The following is a 16,142-nucleotide window of genomic DNA, read 5'->3' as shown; positions in this document are numbered from 1 at the left end:
TTGATTTAAAATTTCAAAACATAAGTTATGAAAATAAATAAAATAATTGCTTGTGCCGGAATAGCATTGCTAAGCGTTTCTTCTCAATCATGCAAAAAGTTTTTTGATGTGAATGATAGCCCAAATAATATTCAGGAAGCACCTATAGAACAATTATTGCCTTCTATTACCGTAGGTGTAGGTTATGTAGGTGTGAGTGACCTTTACCGTTATAGTGGATTAATGGCACAACAGTTTACAGGTAATACCACTAACATTTCTCAAACCTTTAAAGAATACGAGAGATATAACATTAATAGTTCTGATGTAAACAACCAGTGGTCAAATATTTATGCTGGTATCTTAGCCGATATTGATAAACTGATAGAAAAGTCGAATCAACAAAATAGTCCGCATTATGCCGGAGTGGGTAAACTGTTAAAAGCTTATATCTTTCAATTAACAGTTGATGCATGGGGTGATGTGCCTTATACCGAAGCCACAAAGTTTTTGGATAATCTGAAACCAAAATTTGATAAAGGAGAAGATATTTACAAAGATTTGGTTCGTTTGATTGATGAAGGTATTGCTGATGTAAATAAAACAACTTCTGTTTTATCGCCAACTAAATATACCACCATTTATGCCAGTACAGACTGGAACGTATCAAAGAAACAATGGACACGTTTTGGCAATACGTTGAAATTGCGCTTGTTTATCCATTATACTGCAAAAGATGCAGCCTATGCCTCTACTAAGATCAATGATTTGATCAATAGCGGTGCAGAATTTATGCAATCTAATGCCGATAGTTTTGTGATGCCGTTCTTATCAACAGCAGGTCGTCAAAATCCAAATACAAGTGTAGAGGGTGGTCAGTTTAAAAATGCTTTCTTCCCTAACAAAACTATTGTAAACATGATGAATGCAAAATCAGACCCACGTAGAGTAGCTTACTTTGTTCCTTTTCCATACAATTCTTCACCGGCAACTTATAAAGGTGGAAATGCCACAGAAGCAGCATCTGTTGCTTATTCGAGATTAAATACTTTTCTTAAAGGTACTGCTACAATCAATACCATTACTATGGAATCTGATGGTTCATTAAGAGATGGAAGTATTACCTGGGGAGGCGATGCACCTGCAAGATTATTAACCTTCGCGGAGTATAATTTTATCCGTGCAGAAGCTGCTTTAATGTTAGGTGCTCCGGGTAGCGCCCAAACCTTTTTTGAGAATGGTATCAGGGCATCTATGCAAGATGCGGGGGTAAGTGGAGGGGATATTATCGCATATATTACCGCAAATGGTACATTAACTGGTAGCGATCAGCAAAAATTAGAACAGATCATAAACGAAAAATACACTGCAAATTTTGGGGTGGTAATGGAGCCATGGACAGACTGGAGAAGAACAGGCTATCCGGCTTTAACTGCCCTGCCAATATCGGTAGCCGTTTATGATAAAATTCCACGATCATTGGTTTACCCTCAGTATGAGAAAAATAGTAATCCTAATGTGCCTGCCCGTACCGATATGATGGCAAGAGTATTCTGGGATGTTCGTCCTTAAAATTTAAAAGAGATACATTAATGAAAAAGATTTTCATATTTCTGATTGCGTTCTCAGCTTCACAATTTGCATGGTCGCAAAAGAACGATGCTTCCAAAACCGCTAATAATACAGCGGTTTTGGAAAATCCGGCACCCAAAGAGAGTGCATTAACCAAAACAACCAGATCATCTGTAACCATAAACGGTAAAGTAATCAACTATACGGCTACAACCGGTTTCATGGAAATTAAATCAGAAGATGGTAAAGTAAGAGCAAAAATGGGCTTTACCGCTTATACCAAAGATGGGGTAGATGACCTAACCAAAAGACCTATAACCTATACTTTTAACGGTGGGCCCGGTTCAGCTTCGTTATGGTTGCATATGGGGGTGATTGGTCCAAGGAGAATAGTGATGTCTGAAAAAGGAGAAGCTTTAACACCTCCATATTCATATACCAATAATGAATTTTCATGGCTAGATCAGTCTGATTTAGTTTTTATAGATCCAATAGGAACGGGTTTTAGCAGAGCGGTAAATGGTGTAGATAAACAAGAATTCCAAGGTTATGATGAAGATATACAATCGGTAGGCGAATTTATTAAATTGTACACCACGCAAAATAAAAGATGGGGTTCTCCTAAATTTTTGGCGGGCGAAAGTTATGGTACCACGAGAGCCGCTGGATTATCCATGTATCTACAAAATGCATTTAAAATGTATGTGAACGGTATCATGCTGATCTCTGCGGTATTGAATTTCCAGACCATACAATTTGTAATAGGGAATGACTTGCCTTACCCCTTGTATTTGCCAAGTTATGCAGCAACCTCATGGTATTATAAAAAACTGAGCCCTGAGCTACAGGCAAAAGATGTGAAAACATTGACTGCCGAAGTAGAGAAATATGCTATTAATGAATATACTACAGCTCTAATGAAAGGCGACCGTATGTCGGCAGCAGAATACAGTAATGTGGTAAAGAATTTAAGTAAATATACAGGCTTATCAGAAGATTTTATCAGACAAACTAACCTGCGCATTAATCTGGCTCAATACAATAAAGAGCTTTTAAGACAGGAGGGCAGAACCGTAGGCCGTTTGGATAGTCGTTTTACAGGTAGAGATTACAACGATACAGGTAGCCAAAATGAATATGACCCAAGTAATACAGGTACCATATCAGGACCTTACACACATGGAATTCTAAGTTATTTTGGTAAAGAATTAAACTTTACCAATGATTGGACTTATTATACTTTAGGTGGCGGTGTAGGCAGATGGAACTACAGTAACGTACAAAATTCTTATTTAAATGTTGCCGAGTATATGCGTAAAGCTATGGCACAAAATCCTTCTATGAAAGTGTGGGTTTTGGGTGGTTATTATGATTTTGCTACCCCTTATTTTGCTTCTGAGTATGTAATTAAGCATATGGGCTTGCGTCCTGAGCAACAAAAGAATGTAGATTTTACACATTATGAAGCCGGACATATGCTTTACATCCATATGCCTTCGCTAAAACAAATGAAAGCAGATGCAGATGCTTTTTATGGTAAAACTTTAAAGGAAATTAACTAATGAAGACCATGTCTTATAAAAAAAATACTGCTCATGTTGTAATGGCATTTGTATTATCAGTTTTTGCCATACAAGTTGCAGCACAGCCGGGAAGAGGAAATGCACAACCGGCGCCCTCTGCTTTTCAATCAGCCTCAACAAGCAAAGCAGATGCGCTGGTTCCTTTGCCGGTAAATGCTAACGGAGAAATTATTTCTAATTCACCCAACATTCCTGCTCCGGTTGTGACCAAACATAGCATTACGGTAAAAGGTCAGGTGATTAACTATACCGCTACAACTGGTTACTTACAGCTTAGAAACGAAGACGGAAAACCCAAAGCAAATATATTTTTTACGGCTTATACCAAAGATGGTGTTGCCAATAAAAACAAAAGACCTATAACTTATACTTTTAACGGCGGGCCAGGTTCATCATCGGTATGGTTACATATGGGTATTATGGGACCAAAAAGAGTTCTTTTTGCCGATAATGGCGATTTATTGCCACCTCCATACAGTTATGTAGATAATGAATACACCTGGTTAGATAAAACAGATTTAGTTTTTATTGATCCGGTAGGTACAGGATACAGCAGAGCGGTTACAGGAGAAAATGAAAAGCAGTTTTACGGTTACGTAGAAGATATTCAGAGTATGGGAGAAGCGATCAGATTATATAGCACCAAATATGAAAGATGGAATTCTCCTAAATTTTTAGCCGGCGAAAGCTATGGCACAACACGGGCATCGGGTTTGTCTGATTATCTGCAGAGCAAATACAAATTTTATTTAAATGGCATCGTATTGATCAGCTCAATTTTAAACATGCAAACCGCCCGTTTTGATATTGGTAACGATTTACCTTATCCGCTGTTTTTGCCAACTTATACAGCTACATCCTGGTATCACAAAAAATTGCCGGCAGATTTGCAGTCAAAACCATTAAAAACTGTACTTAAAGAGGTTGAAGATTTTGCTTTACAAGAGTACAACATCGCATTGATGAAAGGCAGTGACCTCACTTCGGCAGAGTATGAAACCATTGTGAACAAATTGAGCAGGTACACCGGTTTGTCCAAAGATTATATCCGTCAAACCAACTTGAGGATAAATATCCAGAAATATGACAAGGAGCTGCGCAGAAATGAAGGATTAACCGTAGGGCGTTTAGACAGCAGATATACCGGAAGAGATTATAATGATGTTGGTGATCAACCTGAGTTTGATCCAAGTAACGATGGAACCATTTCAGGGCCATACAGCGCCGCCTTAAACCACTACGTAAGAGCTGAATTGAAGTTCAAAAACGACCTTTCATATGAGATTTTAGGAGGTAGAGTATCGCCATGGAATTACAACAACGTTCAAAATCGTTACCTCAATGTGGCCGAAGACTTGAGAAAAGCAATGTCACGAAATCCTTACTTAAAAGTTTGGGTATTATGTGGATATTACGACTTAGCAACGCCATATTTTGCTGCAGAATACACTTTTAGTACCATGGGTTTAAGGCCAGAACAAAGGAAAAATGTAAATTTTACCTATTACGAGGCCGGACATATGCTGTATGTTCATAAACCATCGTTGGTACAGACCAAAAAAGATGCAGATAAAATGTATGACGATGTTTTAAGAGAAATTAATGCTGCTCCAGCTAAATAAACCGCTATGAAAAAAACAATTTTATCCATCTGTCTTTTATCACTTACAGTTTTAGGAAATGCCTATGCTCAGCAAGTTATATCGCCCGATAGTACCAAACAAGCTTTAGAAAAATTGAAGCAGGTTAAAATGGGGTTGGTTAATACATTACCTGCAAGCAAAGATAAAGCGCTTGTTCTTGAACGCATGCTAGAGTTGGGTTTATGGGACAATGTACTGACTGAGATCAAAAAGCAGAAGTCTTTAACCGACGATTATAAATTGTTATATGCTGATTACTATATTTTAAACAATGATTTTAAATCGGCTGAGAAATATGTAAACCAAGTATATAACACCAATAAGAAAAAGGAAAAGGCTGTTTTACTGAAAGCATTTTTAGAAATGCAGGCATGGAAACTTCCACAGGCTGCACAGATTTGTGAAAATGCACTTAAAACCAATCCTTCAAATAAGTTGAAGTTGATGTTAGGCAGGATAAAATTGTTGCAGAAAGATTATAAAAAAGCATTGAGCTTAGCAAAAGAAGTGGAAGCAGCCGACCGTAAAAATGCGGCTGCTTTAATGCTCGAAGCTGATGTTTATTTCTGGGACCAGAAACCACAATTGGCTGAAGCGCCCTTGTTAAAATCTATAGCCATAGATCCTTTTAATGCCGATGCCAGATTTAGTTATGGCTATGCTATTTGGCGCAGATTTGATGCCACTTTGCTCAATGCCATGGCTGCCCAATGGGAAGTTGCTTTAGCGGTTAATCCACTGCATTTTCAAACCCATTGGCATTGGGGTAATGGCCATACCAATCTGACTTATGCAGATTACGCGCAACCAGAAGATGAACAAGTCAAAAAAGAACTGAAACCTGCTGATGAACTTTTTCAGCAAAATAAACTCAAAGAAGCTTTAGATTATACCCGAAAAATACAGGCAAAATATCCTAATTCAGTTCTACCACTAATGCACCGTGGTTCTTTATATCATGTTGCTTATGATATGGACCGTAAGGCAGGACTTGATTCTGCCGAACATATTTTTAGGGAAATCTTAAAAAGAAAAAGACATTATGGACCAGCACATAACGGTCTTTCGGCTGTAATCAAAGCCAAACGTATCCCTTATTTAGCCGTTTATGATTCAATAACCAATCATTTACACCAAACCAAAATAAAGGATATGGAAAACTTTAAACGGGTTTTTCCTGATGTAAGCTATTATTCGGGCGATATGGTAAAAGCCATGGCCTGGAATCAGCTTTTTACTTCAGTAGTGTATTTTCCTTTCTTAACCAAAGGCGATAATGTTTTCAGGATACCGCCGCTGCATAAAGATCTGGCAGAAACCATGAACTCACCTTACTTTCGTACCAGTACCACATTTGATAACCGTCAATGGATGGACATACGTGGCGTAGGAAGTGGGGCAGCAGCCATTGAATATGTAGAACGTGGAGCTTATCTTGAACGTAACGTAATTTTGCATGAATATGTGCACTTATTTCATGGACGTGTGCTGACGGATGCAGAGAACAGAGCAATCAGGGCGCATTACTATAAAGCCATGAAAGAGGGCCGTACTTTAGATTACTATTCTCAAAATAATGAATCTGAATACTTTGCCCAAACCTATCCGGCATATTTTGAACCTGTAAAAGTGCATCCCTTAGATTTCAAATCAATGAACACCACCAACGATTTGATTACCAAAGACCCAGAGATGTACCAGTTTATAGATGCGCTGGTTAAAAAAGAGCAAGCTTATTTAAATGGTAAAAAAGAGGCTATGGCCAGTAACTGGGCGCAGGTTTATCTTAATTTGAGCCAACGTAGCCGTATGCAGGATCGAGAAATGGCCAAGAAATATTTAGATACTGCATTGACTTATGACGCAAAATATTTGCCTGTTATGTTGGCTTATTCAGCAATCAGCATTACAGAGAAAAAATTAGATGATGCCGAAACATGGTTGAAAAAAGCTGAGCAGATAGATCCTAAATATGCACCTATTTATGCTGCTTATGCCAATTTAACTAAAGCTAAGTACGATAATAATCTTATTGCCAAATCAGAAGCCATTCAAAAACAAGCAGATTATCTACAGAAATCCTATCAAATGGAAACAGATTATTCTGAACTGGCCAGAGTAAATGGGCAATTAAGAGAAATGTACAGAAGCAATGGACTTTATCCCGAAGCTATCGATGCCGGACTGGAATATGCTAAGAATGGAGCGGCAGTATCAACTTATTTGAGAGATCGTATAGATGATGCAAACGCATTTTCGGCATCCTTAAAAGCAGAGTTAGGTTATGCAGAACCTGTACAGATATTGCAAGATTTAGTGACTAAAAAACCTCAGAATTACGAATACCGTAACCTATTGGCAGATGCTTTGGCCGTGCAAGGAAAATACAATGAAGCGATCAAGACCATCAATGAAGCACAGCGAATTTTAGCCGCTTCAAATAATTCGAGAACAGACTATAACATGCGTTTAGCAGAGTTTTATTTGGCACAGGGCAATAAAGCAAAAGCAAGCGAATATATCAATATGGTACTTTCTACAAAATCGCCTTTGCGTGGAGCAGACCAGTTAAGAATGGCTAGATTATTGGTGAAAGCAGGTGATTTACAAACCGCAAAACAAGTTTTTACTAAAGAAAAAGAAGGTGCAGACATGCCTTCAAAAGCCGATTATGCTTTCACGAAAGCTATTTTGAGCAAGGCAGATAACAATCAAGGAGAATATATCCAGAACTTAAATCAAGCTTTACAGTATAATCCTTATTTGTTTGTAGCCTATAAAGCTTTACGCAATGCTTATGCAGATACACAGGCTACAGATCAAATCAAAACATTAGATCAGCGCATTAATAATTTGAAAATAAAACCAGGTGCTGCATACCAGATGTAATAAAAATCTTGTACAACATAAATGCAATCACCAATAATCATCTAAAGCAATGAAATGAGCATAAGTCTTTACATATCCATTTGTATGATGATATAGCGGATTCCATGTGGCAACTAAAATCAATAAAAATATACACATGAATTTAATTAAGAAGTCAATTTATTTAGCATTAGGTAGTATATGCATGTTTACTGTAGCGTTTGCACAAGGAGGCAGGCCAACGGTAAAAAAAGCAGATCCCAGAAAAGAAGGAGATGGGCCTTATCCACAATTGATCATAAGAGGTGTAACCATTATAAACAGCACGGGCGCACCACCTATGGGGCCAGCAGATATTGTAGTAGAAAATAATCGAATTACCGCTATCAGAACAGTAGGCTCGCCGGGTTTGCCCGTAGAAGCCAATCGCAGACCTCAGCTAAAAGCTGGGGGTAAAGAACTTTGGGCAGAAGGTATGTACATTTTGCCGGGTTTTATAGATATGCACGGACATATTGGCGGCGCTGATAAAGGTGCCGATGCCGACTATGTATTTAAACTTTGGATGGCACATGGTGTTACTACAGTAAGAGAGCCAGGAAGTATGAATGGCTTAGACTGGGTGCTGGAAGAGAAGCAAAAAAGTTTAAAAAATGAAATAACAGCACCTCGCATATTTGCTTATACCGTATTTGGACAAGGTTCAACAGCGCCTATCTATACCGGTGAGCAGGCAAGGCAATGGGTAAGAGAAAATGCCAAAAAAGGTGCAGACGGTATCAAATTCTTTGGAGCATCGCCAGAAGTGATGTCCAATGCGCTTGATGAAAATAAAAAACTTGGCTTAAGGTCAATGGCACATCATGCACAAACAGATGTGGGTAGGTGGAATGCCATGAACAGTGCCAAATCTGGATTAACATCCTTAGAACATTGGTATGGTTTGCCCGAATCTATGTTTGATGATAAGACGGTACAACATTACTCTCCAGATTACAATTATCAGAATGAGCAAGACCGTTTTAGTGAGGCAGGTACCTTATGGAAGCAGGCCGCAACCCCTGGTAGCGAAACCTGGAACAAGATCATGAATGAGCTGATCAGGCTTGACTTTACTTTAGACCCCACATTAAATATTTATGAGGCCAATCGCGATTTGATGCGTGCCCGTACGGCCGAATGGCATAATACTTATACCATGCCTAAACTGTGGGAGTTTTATGCGCCAAATTGGAACTCGCACGGATCGTACTGGCATAGCTGGGGAACAGAACAAGAATTGAATTGGAAAGAGAATTACAAACTTTGGATGCAGTTCTTAAATGAATTTAAAAACAAAGGCGGACGCGTTACTGTTGGTACAGATGCAGGATTTATCTATGAATTATATGGCTTTGCGTACATAAGAGAACTAGAGTTATTGAGAGAAGCCGGTTTCCATCCGTTAGAAGTAATAAAGTCGGCAACTTTAAATGGTGCCCAAGCTTTGGGCATGGAAAAAGATTTAGGCAGTATTGAAATAGGTAAACTGGCCGATTTTGTAATCGTAGATCAAAACCCACTTAAAAACTTTCAAGTACTTTATGGTACAGGAGCAATTAGTTTGGGTGCAGATAATAAACCTAAAAGGGTAGGAGGTGTTAAATACACCATTAAAGATGGTATTGTATATGATGCTAAAAAGTTGCTACAGGAAGTTAAAGAAATGGTAGATCAGGAGAAAGCGAAAACAGGTTATGTAATTAAACAACCAGGTTTTTAAAAGCTAAAATAATGATTTAAATGCACTTATGTCATTATCGGGCAAGTTTGCAATTAATTACTAAGGTATTTTAGCCGTAGAACGATTTATTTATATTTTTGTACCATCAAAATACAAATGAAATTTTAAACTTAAAATGAAAGTATCCCCCGAAAACAAAATTGATTTCAACAATACTGAGATAGCATTTAGCAGCAAATCCAATGCAGAATTAAAGCAAGCTTATTGGCTCTTTAAAATGATAGGAAGCAATTTCCTGACTAAAGTAGGCCCACCGATTACAAATTTTATGCTTAATGCGGGACTGCCTATCCAGGGTATTATCAAGAAAACCATTTTTAAGCAATTTTGTGGAGGAGAAACTATTGCCGAGTGCGATCATACCATAGCGCAACTTGCTAAAGGAAAAGTAGGCACAATCTTAGATTATTCAGTAGAAGGAGAAGAAGAAGAACATGTTTTTGATGCTACCTGCGAAGAAATCATCAGAACGGTTGAAAGAGCAGATGGCGATCCACGCATCCCTATTACTGTTTTTAAAATTACTGGTATCGGTCGTTTTGCCTTATTAGAAAAATTAGACGCTAAAAAGGAACTCACAGAAACAGAAAAAGCAGAGTTTGATCGTGTAAAAGCACGCTGCGAAAAAATCTGTAAAACAGCTTTTGAACGTAAGGTTCCAATCATGATCGATGCAGAAGAAACCTGGATACAGGATACCATTGATATGCTGGCTTTAGAAATGATGATGAAATTCAATAAAGAGCAGTTGATCGTATATAATACCTACCAAATGTATCGCCATGATAAACTGGCCGATCTTAAAGCAGATTATTTGATCGCCAAAGAACATGGATTTATTTTAGGTGTTAAAATGGTGCGTGGTGCATACATGGAGAAAGAGCGTAAACGCGCACAAGATATGGGCTATCCTTCACCAATACAACCTGATAAAGCTTCTTCAGATAGAGATTATGATGAATCTATTCGTTTCTCTGTTGATCATTTAGATCAGATAGGCATTGTTTGCGGTACGCATAATGAAGCCAGCTGCCGTTTATTGACCGAATTGATTGATGAAAAAGATATTGCTCACAATCACCCCCATATTTATTTTGCACAATTATTGGGCATGAGCGATAACTTGAGCTTTAACCTGTCTAATGCAGGTTATAATGTTGCTAAATACGTGCCTTATGGACCGGTAAAAGCAGTTATGCCTTATTTGTTTAGAAGAGCACAAGAAAATACTTCTGTAGCAGGGCAAACCGGCAGAGAGCTAAGCTTAATTGCTAAAGAAAAAACCCGTCGGGGAATTTAATATAAAGTAGAAAGGTATCTAAAAAGCAACTTTCCTATCTGTCATTCTGAACTTGTTTCAGAATATCTAAATTATAGAGATAGGATGAAGAAAAAGCAAACTTCTTAGATACCTTTTTTATTACAACTCGTCTTCGTTTAATTTCCTTACGTTTAAAATTTTAAACTCTTTAATGCCATCGGGCATTTCCCAATTGATTAAATCACCGGTTTGGTAGCCTAATAAAGCAATACTGATAGGAGCAAAGATGGATACTTTTTGTTTTTTAATATCAGCATCTTTAGGTAAAACCAGTTTAAATACAAATTCCTGTTGGTTAGAAGTACTTTGTATCTTGGCCTCACTATGTAAAGAAACGACATCTTCAGGTAATTTATCATCATCAAAAAGGGTAGCGTTTTTTACTTCTTCTTTTAAACGTGATTTATTGTAATCACTCATGATCGCTTTATCCAAATGCTCGCTTAAGAATTTGTAATCACTTTTAGATAATAATATCGACTTTGTTTTCATAATATTTTAGTTAAATAAAACATTTCACCTTTAAGGTGTATGGTTAATGTAAGATGATTAAGCGGTGGTTATCCCCCGAAATTCTCTAAGACAGAAAAAAGATTGAATTCGGGGTTTTTTTGATAAAGTCTTTACTCTCAGTTTGTAAAGTAAAGCTTAATATGTTTTTAAAAACATAATGAAAAGCAAAACGCTGTAATATAACAGCACACAAAACATCTTTATAATGTTTTGCCATGAGCTGTTCATATTTTGCTAAAATGTTTTGCATCTTAACAAAGATGCCTTTGTTTTTCTTAATAAGCAAGAGAAAACCTGAAATTTTATTGTAAAAAAACTCGGGATTGTTTTTATCCCGAGTTCGTGATGACATTTAATATAAGTCTTAATGTTATATTTTCTTCAGTATTTTTTATCGAAACAAATTTTGAATGCCGTATTTTTTTGTGAGAAAATGTTAGATAAAATCCGTCATGCTGAACTTGTTTCAGTATCTTTCTATCATAATTACTTTAACATATAGATTCCAAAATGGATTTTGAATGACATCATAATTCTTTCTTAATGCGACATTTTTTTCATGATCTCAGTCATATCAATATTTAAACCCTGAGCCACAGTCATACCCAGATTTTGATCTGCTCTGAAGAAATGGCATAACTGGCGTGCAATGATGTTGTCTTTTTGAGGACCTTCAATACCACTCATGGAATCTACAATATTACTGATCAGATTGTGCCTGTCATAATCGTTCATGGCTTTGGTAAATAATAAACCTGGTTGGGTATAATGATCTTCATCACCGGGTAAGCCAGCATTTCTATCGTACCAATCGGCTGCTTGGCCATCTAATTCTAATCCGGGTTCTTTATAACTCATATCAGGCTCTATTATACCAGAACTATTTGGGTAATAGTTTGGATGATCATTTCCATTATCATCAACCCGCATAAAACCATCTCTGTGAAAATTATTTGTGGCATAGGGACAGGCGTTTACAGGTATTTGCTGGTAATTTACACCCAGTCTGTGTCTATGCGCATCAGGATAGGATAAAATTCTTCCCTGTAACATCCGGTCTGGAGAGAAACCAATACCATCAATAATATGAGCAGGAGCAAAAGCAGATTGTTCTACTGTAGCAAAATAATTTTTAGGTACTTGGTTTAATTCCAGTTCACCAACTTCTATCAATGGAAAATCGGCATGGGGCCATGTTTTGGTAACATCAAAAGGATTAAAAGGGAAATTTTTTGCCTGCTCGTTTGTCATGATTTGGATTTTCATCGTCCATTTCGGGAAATTTCCACTATCTATAGCCTTAACCAGATCGCGTTGTGCAAAGTCAGGATCTTTACCCTTCATTACCGTAGCTTCGTCATTGGTAAAGTTTTTAATGCCCTGTTGTGTTTTAAAGTGAAACTTAACCCAGACACGTTCGTTGTTTGCGTTGATCATACTAAAAGTATGTGAGCCAAAACCATGCATATGACGGTAACCATAGGGCGTTCCCCTGTCGCTCATTAAAATAAGCACCTGATGCAAACTTTCTGGATTAAGGCTCCAGAAATCCCATACCATGGTAGCACTTTTGCAATGTGTTCGCGGATCTCTTTTCTGCGTATGAATAAAATCACTGAATTTCTTGGCATCCTTGATGAAGAACACAGGTGTATTATTGCCTACTAGATCCCAGTTGCCATCTTCGGTGTAAAATTTTAGTGCGAAACCACGCGGGTCACGTTCCGTATCTGCAGAGCCCATTTCGCCACCCACTGTGCTAAAACGTAAAAAAACTTTGGTTTCCTTACCAATCTGGTTAAAGATCTTGGCCTTTGTGTATTTGCTGATATCATGGGTTACTTTAAAAGTGCCAAATGCGCCGCTTCCTTTTGCATGTACTACGCGTTCAGGTATGCGTTCACGATTAAAGTGGGCCATTTTTTCGTGCAGGATATAATCTTCTAATAGCACTGGGCCTCTTGGTCCGGCAGTCATTGAATTTTCATGCTCTACATATGGCCTGCCGGCAGCAGTAGTGAGGGCTTTTTTATTATTTTGTTCCATAGCTTATCAATTTGTTATTTTTTTAAAATTGAGATTAATACCGGGATCTATCAAACTGATTTTACCTATACACACATAGAGAATAATTATAGGTATTTGCTTTATGCTATAAAATGAAATAGGGAAGGAGCTATCTTTCTTTGTTCTAAAATACTTAATTTTTCGTTAATATATTCTGTTTTTATTTCCTGCTCATTAAGTTCCTGATAAATATTGATCAATAAATTAAGAATGCAGATTTGGTTTACAATAAGGTTGTTGCGCTTAAAAATTTCCAGACATCGTTGCGCATAGATTAAAGCACAGTTGTAATCTTTATCATTTTTGCATTGGTAAGCCTGTGCGGCCAGAAAAATAGATTGAATAAATGGAATAGTATTTTTTGTTGCCTGATAAGCAAATAATCTTGACTTTATTTTTTCCATAGCCTCAGTCTTGGCACCATGAGGAGCTTTTGATTTAAAATAAACTAAAGTGGTGAAAATATAATTTGCATAAGGTTTATTGATCTGAACAGATTTTGGAAAATGCGTTATCATGGCGTTCACAATCTGGATGGCTTCTTTATTGTTTCCATAAAATACATTTACAATAGAGAACATTACAAAAATTACCATCTGTTCATTTGTAGGCAGTTCATCAGTACTTTTATAAAATACCCTTTCGCCCTGCTTAAAATTTTCTATTTTGATCAGTGTTTCGTTAGAATAGACAAATTCTCCTGTAATTTTAAAATAAACCAACCTCAACAATTCTATGAGATTAACTCCCCACAATTTTGCCTCTTTGGAGAATTTATGCATTTGCTGCAAACGTTTTGTAATGAGTTCTTTGTCTAAACTTAAGCAATCACTTATAGCCAGTATAGAATGATACAATAAAGTATCTTCGTTGTTATCAGATAGTTTAATTAGAGCTGCAACAGCTTCTTTATAATAAGAATCGGCAAAATCGAAATGAGTTAAACGGGTTTTTATGGTTTCGTGAAAACCTTCTTTATTTAAATTGTTAAAAAATTGAGGTTCTTTTACTTTCTTATAGATGAGGTTTTTAGAGATAAAGTAAATAAGGTAATTCTTATCATGGATACTTAGTTTTAAATTAAATATATAATTAAGACTGCCAAGTAAATTGCGGTTTATGGCATATTTTATACTCCATCTTAACAGGTCTAATTTCACCTGATCATCAAAATATTCTTTAGCTATTTTTGTGAAAAAATCTTCATTTATCTTATTATCTGCATCATCTAGCAGATCAACGAAAAGAAAATGATCAAAAAATTGCGGATGAACAAATTTTACAAAATCCATTGTAAAACCATCATGATGTTCTTTTTCTTCGGTTAAAATTCCATCAGATAAAAGTTCTATATAAGCATTTTTAAAAACTGAGATATCTTTGATTAGTTCAGATTTTAAAACATAACGGTTATACTCTTTATAACGCGTAAGCTGAACAATCTTTTTGCAGATGAATATTTTCTCGGCAGCGTATTTAGATAAATATATTTTCTCCTGAATAAATCGGTCTATGATCTCCAAAAAGATAATTTTGGTAAAAGAACCAAACTCAGGCAGTTCTTCGTTGAGCTGATAATACCAATGCAGGTAAAAAGGAAATTTTAACTTAGATTTTAATTCTTCATCAATCTTATGGTAAGTGGCAGGATACATGCGCTTTAAAACTTCATTAATCTCATCGGTTGTGAGCGGCGGCATATTAGAATGGTCTTTCAGGTTAAAATAACTACCAGAAAACCAACTGTTCTTTAAAAAGGGAATATTCTTAATCCTGTCGTAAAACCTGTTCCACATGGTAGAACGCATGCTATAAATCAGCTTAATATGATTGCCGTCGCCTACGCTTGAAATAAGATTGATCAGTTTATCAAATACAATAACTTTAGAGATTTTGCTGATGGCCAGCTCAGGAAAATCATCAATAATGATAATAAGCTTGGTGCCACAAATTTTATTCTTCTGCAAGAAATAATCTCTGAGGTTGATTTGAGCGTTAATGCCCAATTTCTGTTTTATTCTATCCTCAATATTAATATATTCAAACTGACTGTTGAAAATATCAATGGCGTTCAAAAATAAAACAATATCATTTTTATACTTTGCCTCTTCATTCAAAAAGAACTGTTCTACCAAATGGGTAAGCATAATGCTTTTTCCATATCCTGCCTGCGAAGTAAAGCAGGTATAGGCATAATTGCTTGAATAGAAGTATTCAAAATCGAAAGGTATGAAAGAACGTGAAACTGTAAATTCGAAAGGTATCGTACTCCGGTTCTTGATATGGTTAACCGTATTTCTCGTAGCTTGTAAAGCGTTGCCATACATTATTTGTAAGCATTCTTCGTCTTTTAAGGTATTTAATACCTCATTATGGGTGGTTTTTAAACTATCAACAGGCTTCTGGCTGTATTCGAGTAGCGTGTTAACCGTATAAGCAGAAAACTTACTTTTGGTTTCGGCAAAGCCAAACAAACGCTTTAAAGTAGTTTCACTTATTGTTTTTTGTGTTTCTCTGTGAATAAAATGAGAAATCACTTTACAGTCTGATGGACTGATATTCTCTATTCTGGTTTTTTCCAAAATAAGAGTTTTAATTTTTTCTAAGGTAGCTTTTTGAGACATTAAATAGATTTTGTGATTTCTAAATAAACATATATACGAGGTTTTAATTTACAAAAACACTTTGAGTAGATAAGAACTATGCATATAGGAGCATACAATAAGCTTGCTTTAGAGCTTATAGTGCTAGCTGCTAAAGTAAACTTTCATGTAATTTGTTTTGATAGTTGCTTATGTTTTCTTGTGCGGAAA

General features: G+C 36.5%; 9 protein-coding genes. 6 read left to right on the top strand and 3 right to left on the bottom strand.

Translation table 11 applies throughout. From position 1 onward, the window contains the following. Positions 1 to 27 precede the first annotated feature (27 nt). From MMF97_RS12425 to MMF97_RS12400, 6 genes are all read left to right on the top strand, one after another. Entirely contained in the window at positions 28 to 1,551 is a 1,524-nt protein-coding gene (locus tag MMF97_RS12425) for a SusD/RagB family nutrient-binding outer membrane lipoprotein (RefSeq protein ID WP_243362731.1), read from the top strand. Between the two features lie 20 nt (positions 1,552 to 1,571). Next, positions 1,572 to 3,113 carry a S10 family peptidase gene (locus MMF97_RS12420; protein WP_243362730.1) on the top strand — a complete coding sequence of 514 codons (1,542 nt, stop codon included), beginning with the start codon at positions 1,572 to 1,574 and terminating at the stop codon, positions 3,111 to 3,113. Between the two features lie 8 nt (positions 3,114 to 3,121). Beyond that, positions 3,122 to 4,756 (top strand): S10 family peptidase, encoded by a 1,635-nt coding sequence (locus MMF97_RS12415; protein WP_243362729.1) that lies wholly within the window; start codon positions 3,122 to 3,124, stop codon positions 4,754 to 4,756. A 6-nt stretch (positions 4,757 to 4,762) separates the two neighbouring features. Then, on the top strand, positions 4,763 to 7,666 hold the full coding sequence (locus tag MMF97_RS12410) for a tetratricopeptide repeat protein (RefSeq protein WP_243362727.1): 2,904 nt from the start codon (positions 4,763 to 4,765) through the stop codon (positions 7,664 to 7,666). 136 nt (positions 7,667 to 7,802) lie between these two features. Further along, a complete protein-coding gene (locus tag MMF97_RS12405; RefSeq protein WP_243362726.1) occupies positions 7,803 to 9,407 on the top strand; it encodes an amidohydrolase family protein in 1,605 nt (534 codons plus the stop codon). 136 nt (positions 9,408 to 9,543) lie between these two features. Next, positions 9,544 to 10,728, top strand: coding sequence for a proline dehydrogenase family protein (locus MMF97_RS12400; protein ID WP_243362724.1), 1,185 nt, complete (start codon positions 9,544 to 9,546; stop codon positions 10,726 to 10,728). A 120-nt stretch (positions 10,729 to 10,848) separates the two neighbouring features. Here MMF97_RS12400 and MMF97_RS12395 read toward each other — a convergent pair whose 3' ends face one another. The 3 genes from MMF97_RS12395 to MMF97_RS12385 all read right to left on the bottom strand — a co-directional run bounded on the left by MMF97_RS12395 (position 10,849) and on the right by MMF97_RS12385 (position 15,911). Then, positions 10,849 to 11,241 (bottom strand): GreA/GreB family elongation factor, encoded by a 393-nt coding sequence (locus MMF97_RS12395; protein WP_243362721.1) that lies wholly within the window; start codon positions 11,239 to 11,241, stop codon positions 10,849 to 10,851. Between the two features lie 561 nt (positions 11,242 to 11,802). Then, positions 11,803 to 13,308: a catalase gene (locus tag MMF97_RS12390; RefSeq protein ID WP_243362719.1), complete on the bottom strand. Its 1,506-nt coding sequence runs from the start codon at positions 13,306 to 13,308 to the stop codon at positions 11,803 to 11,805. Between the two features lie 101 nt (positions 13,309 to 13,409). Further along, positions 13,410 to 15,911, bottom strand: a complete 2,502-nt coding sequence (locus tag MMF97_RS12385) for an NACHT domain-containing protein (RefSeq protein ID WP_243362717.1) — start codon at positions 15,909 to 15,911, stop codon at positions 13,410 to 13,412. Positions 15,912 to 16,142 lie beyond the last annotated feature (231 nt).

Source organism: Pedobacter montanisoli (assembly GCF_022809115.1).
GTDB lineage: Bacteria > Bacteroidota > Bacteroidia > Sphingobacteriales > Sphingobacteriaceae > Pedobacter > Pedobacter montanisoli.
The sequence above is the reverse complement of the archived record's forward strand: the minus strand, read 5'-3'. Positions and strand labels throughout refer to the sequence as shown.

Excerpts from the sequence above, each read along its gene's own strand:
- MMF97_RS12410 (WP_243362727.1), top strand. The coding sequence starts at position 4,763 with ATGAAAAAAACAATTTTATCCATCTGTCTTTTATCACTTACAGTTTTA.
- MMF97_RS12395 (WP_243362721.1), bottom strand. The coding sequence starts at position 11,241 with ATGAAAACAAAGTCGATATTATTATCTAAAAGTGATTACAAATTCTTA.
- MMF97_RS12420 (WP_243362730.1), top strand. The coding sequence starts at position 1,572 with ATGAAAAAGATTTTCATATTTCTGATTGCGTTCTCAGCTTCACAATTT.
- MMF97_RS12390 (WP_243362719.1), bottom strand. The coding sequence starts at position 13,308 with ATGGAACAAAATAATAAAAAAGCCCTCACTACTGCTGCCGGCAGGCCA.
- MMF97_RS12425 (WP_243362731.1), top strand. The coding sequence starts at position 28 with ATGAAAATAAATAAAATAATTGCTTGTGCCGGAATAGCATTGCTAAGC.
- MMF97_RS12415 (WP_243362729.1), top strand. The coding sequence starts at position 3,122 with ATGTCTTATAAAAAAAATACTGCTCATGTTGTAATGGCATTTGTATTA.
- MMF97_RS12405 (WP_243362726.1), top strand. The coding sequence starts at position 7,803 with ATGAATTTAATTAAGAAGTCAATTTATTTAGCATTAGGTAGTATATGC.
- MMF97_RS12400 (WP_243362724.1), top strand. The coding sequence starts at position 9,544 with ATGAAAGTATCCCCCGAAAACAAAATTGATTTCAACAATACTGAGATA.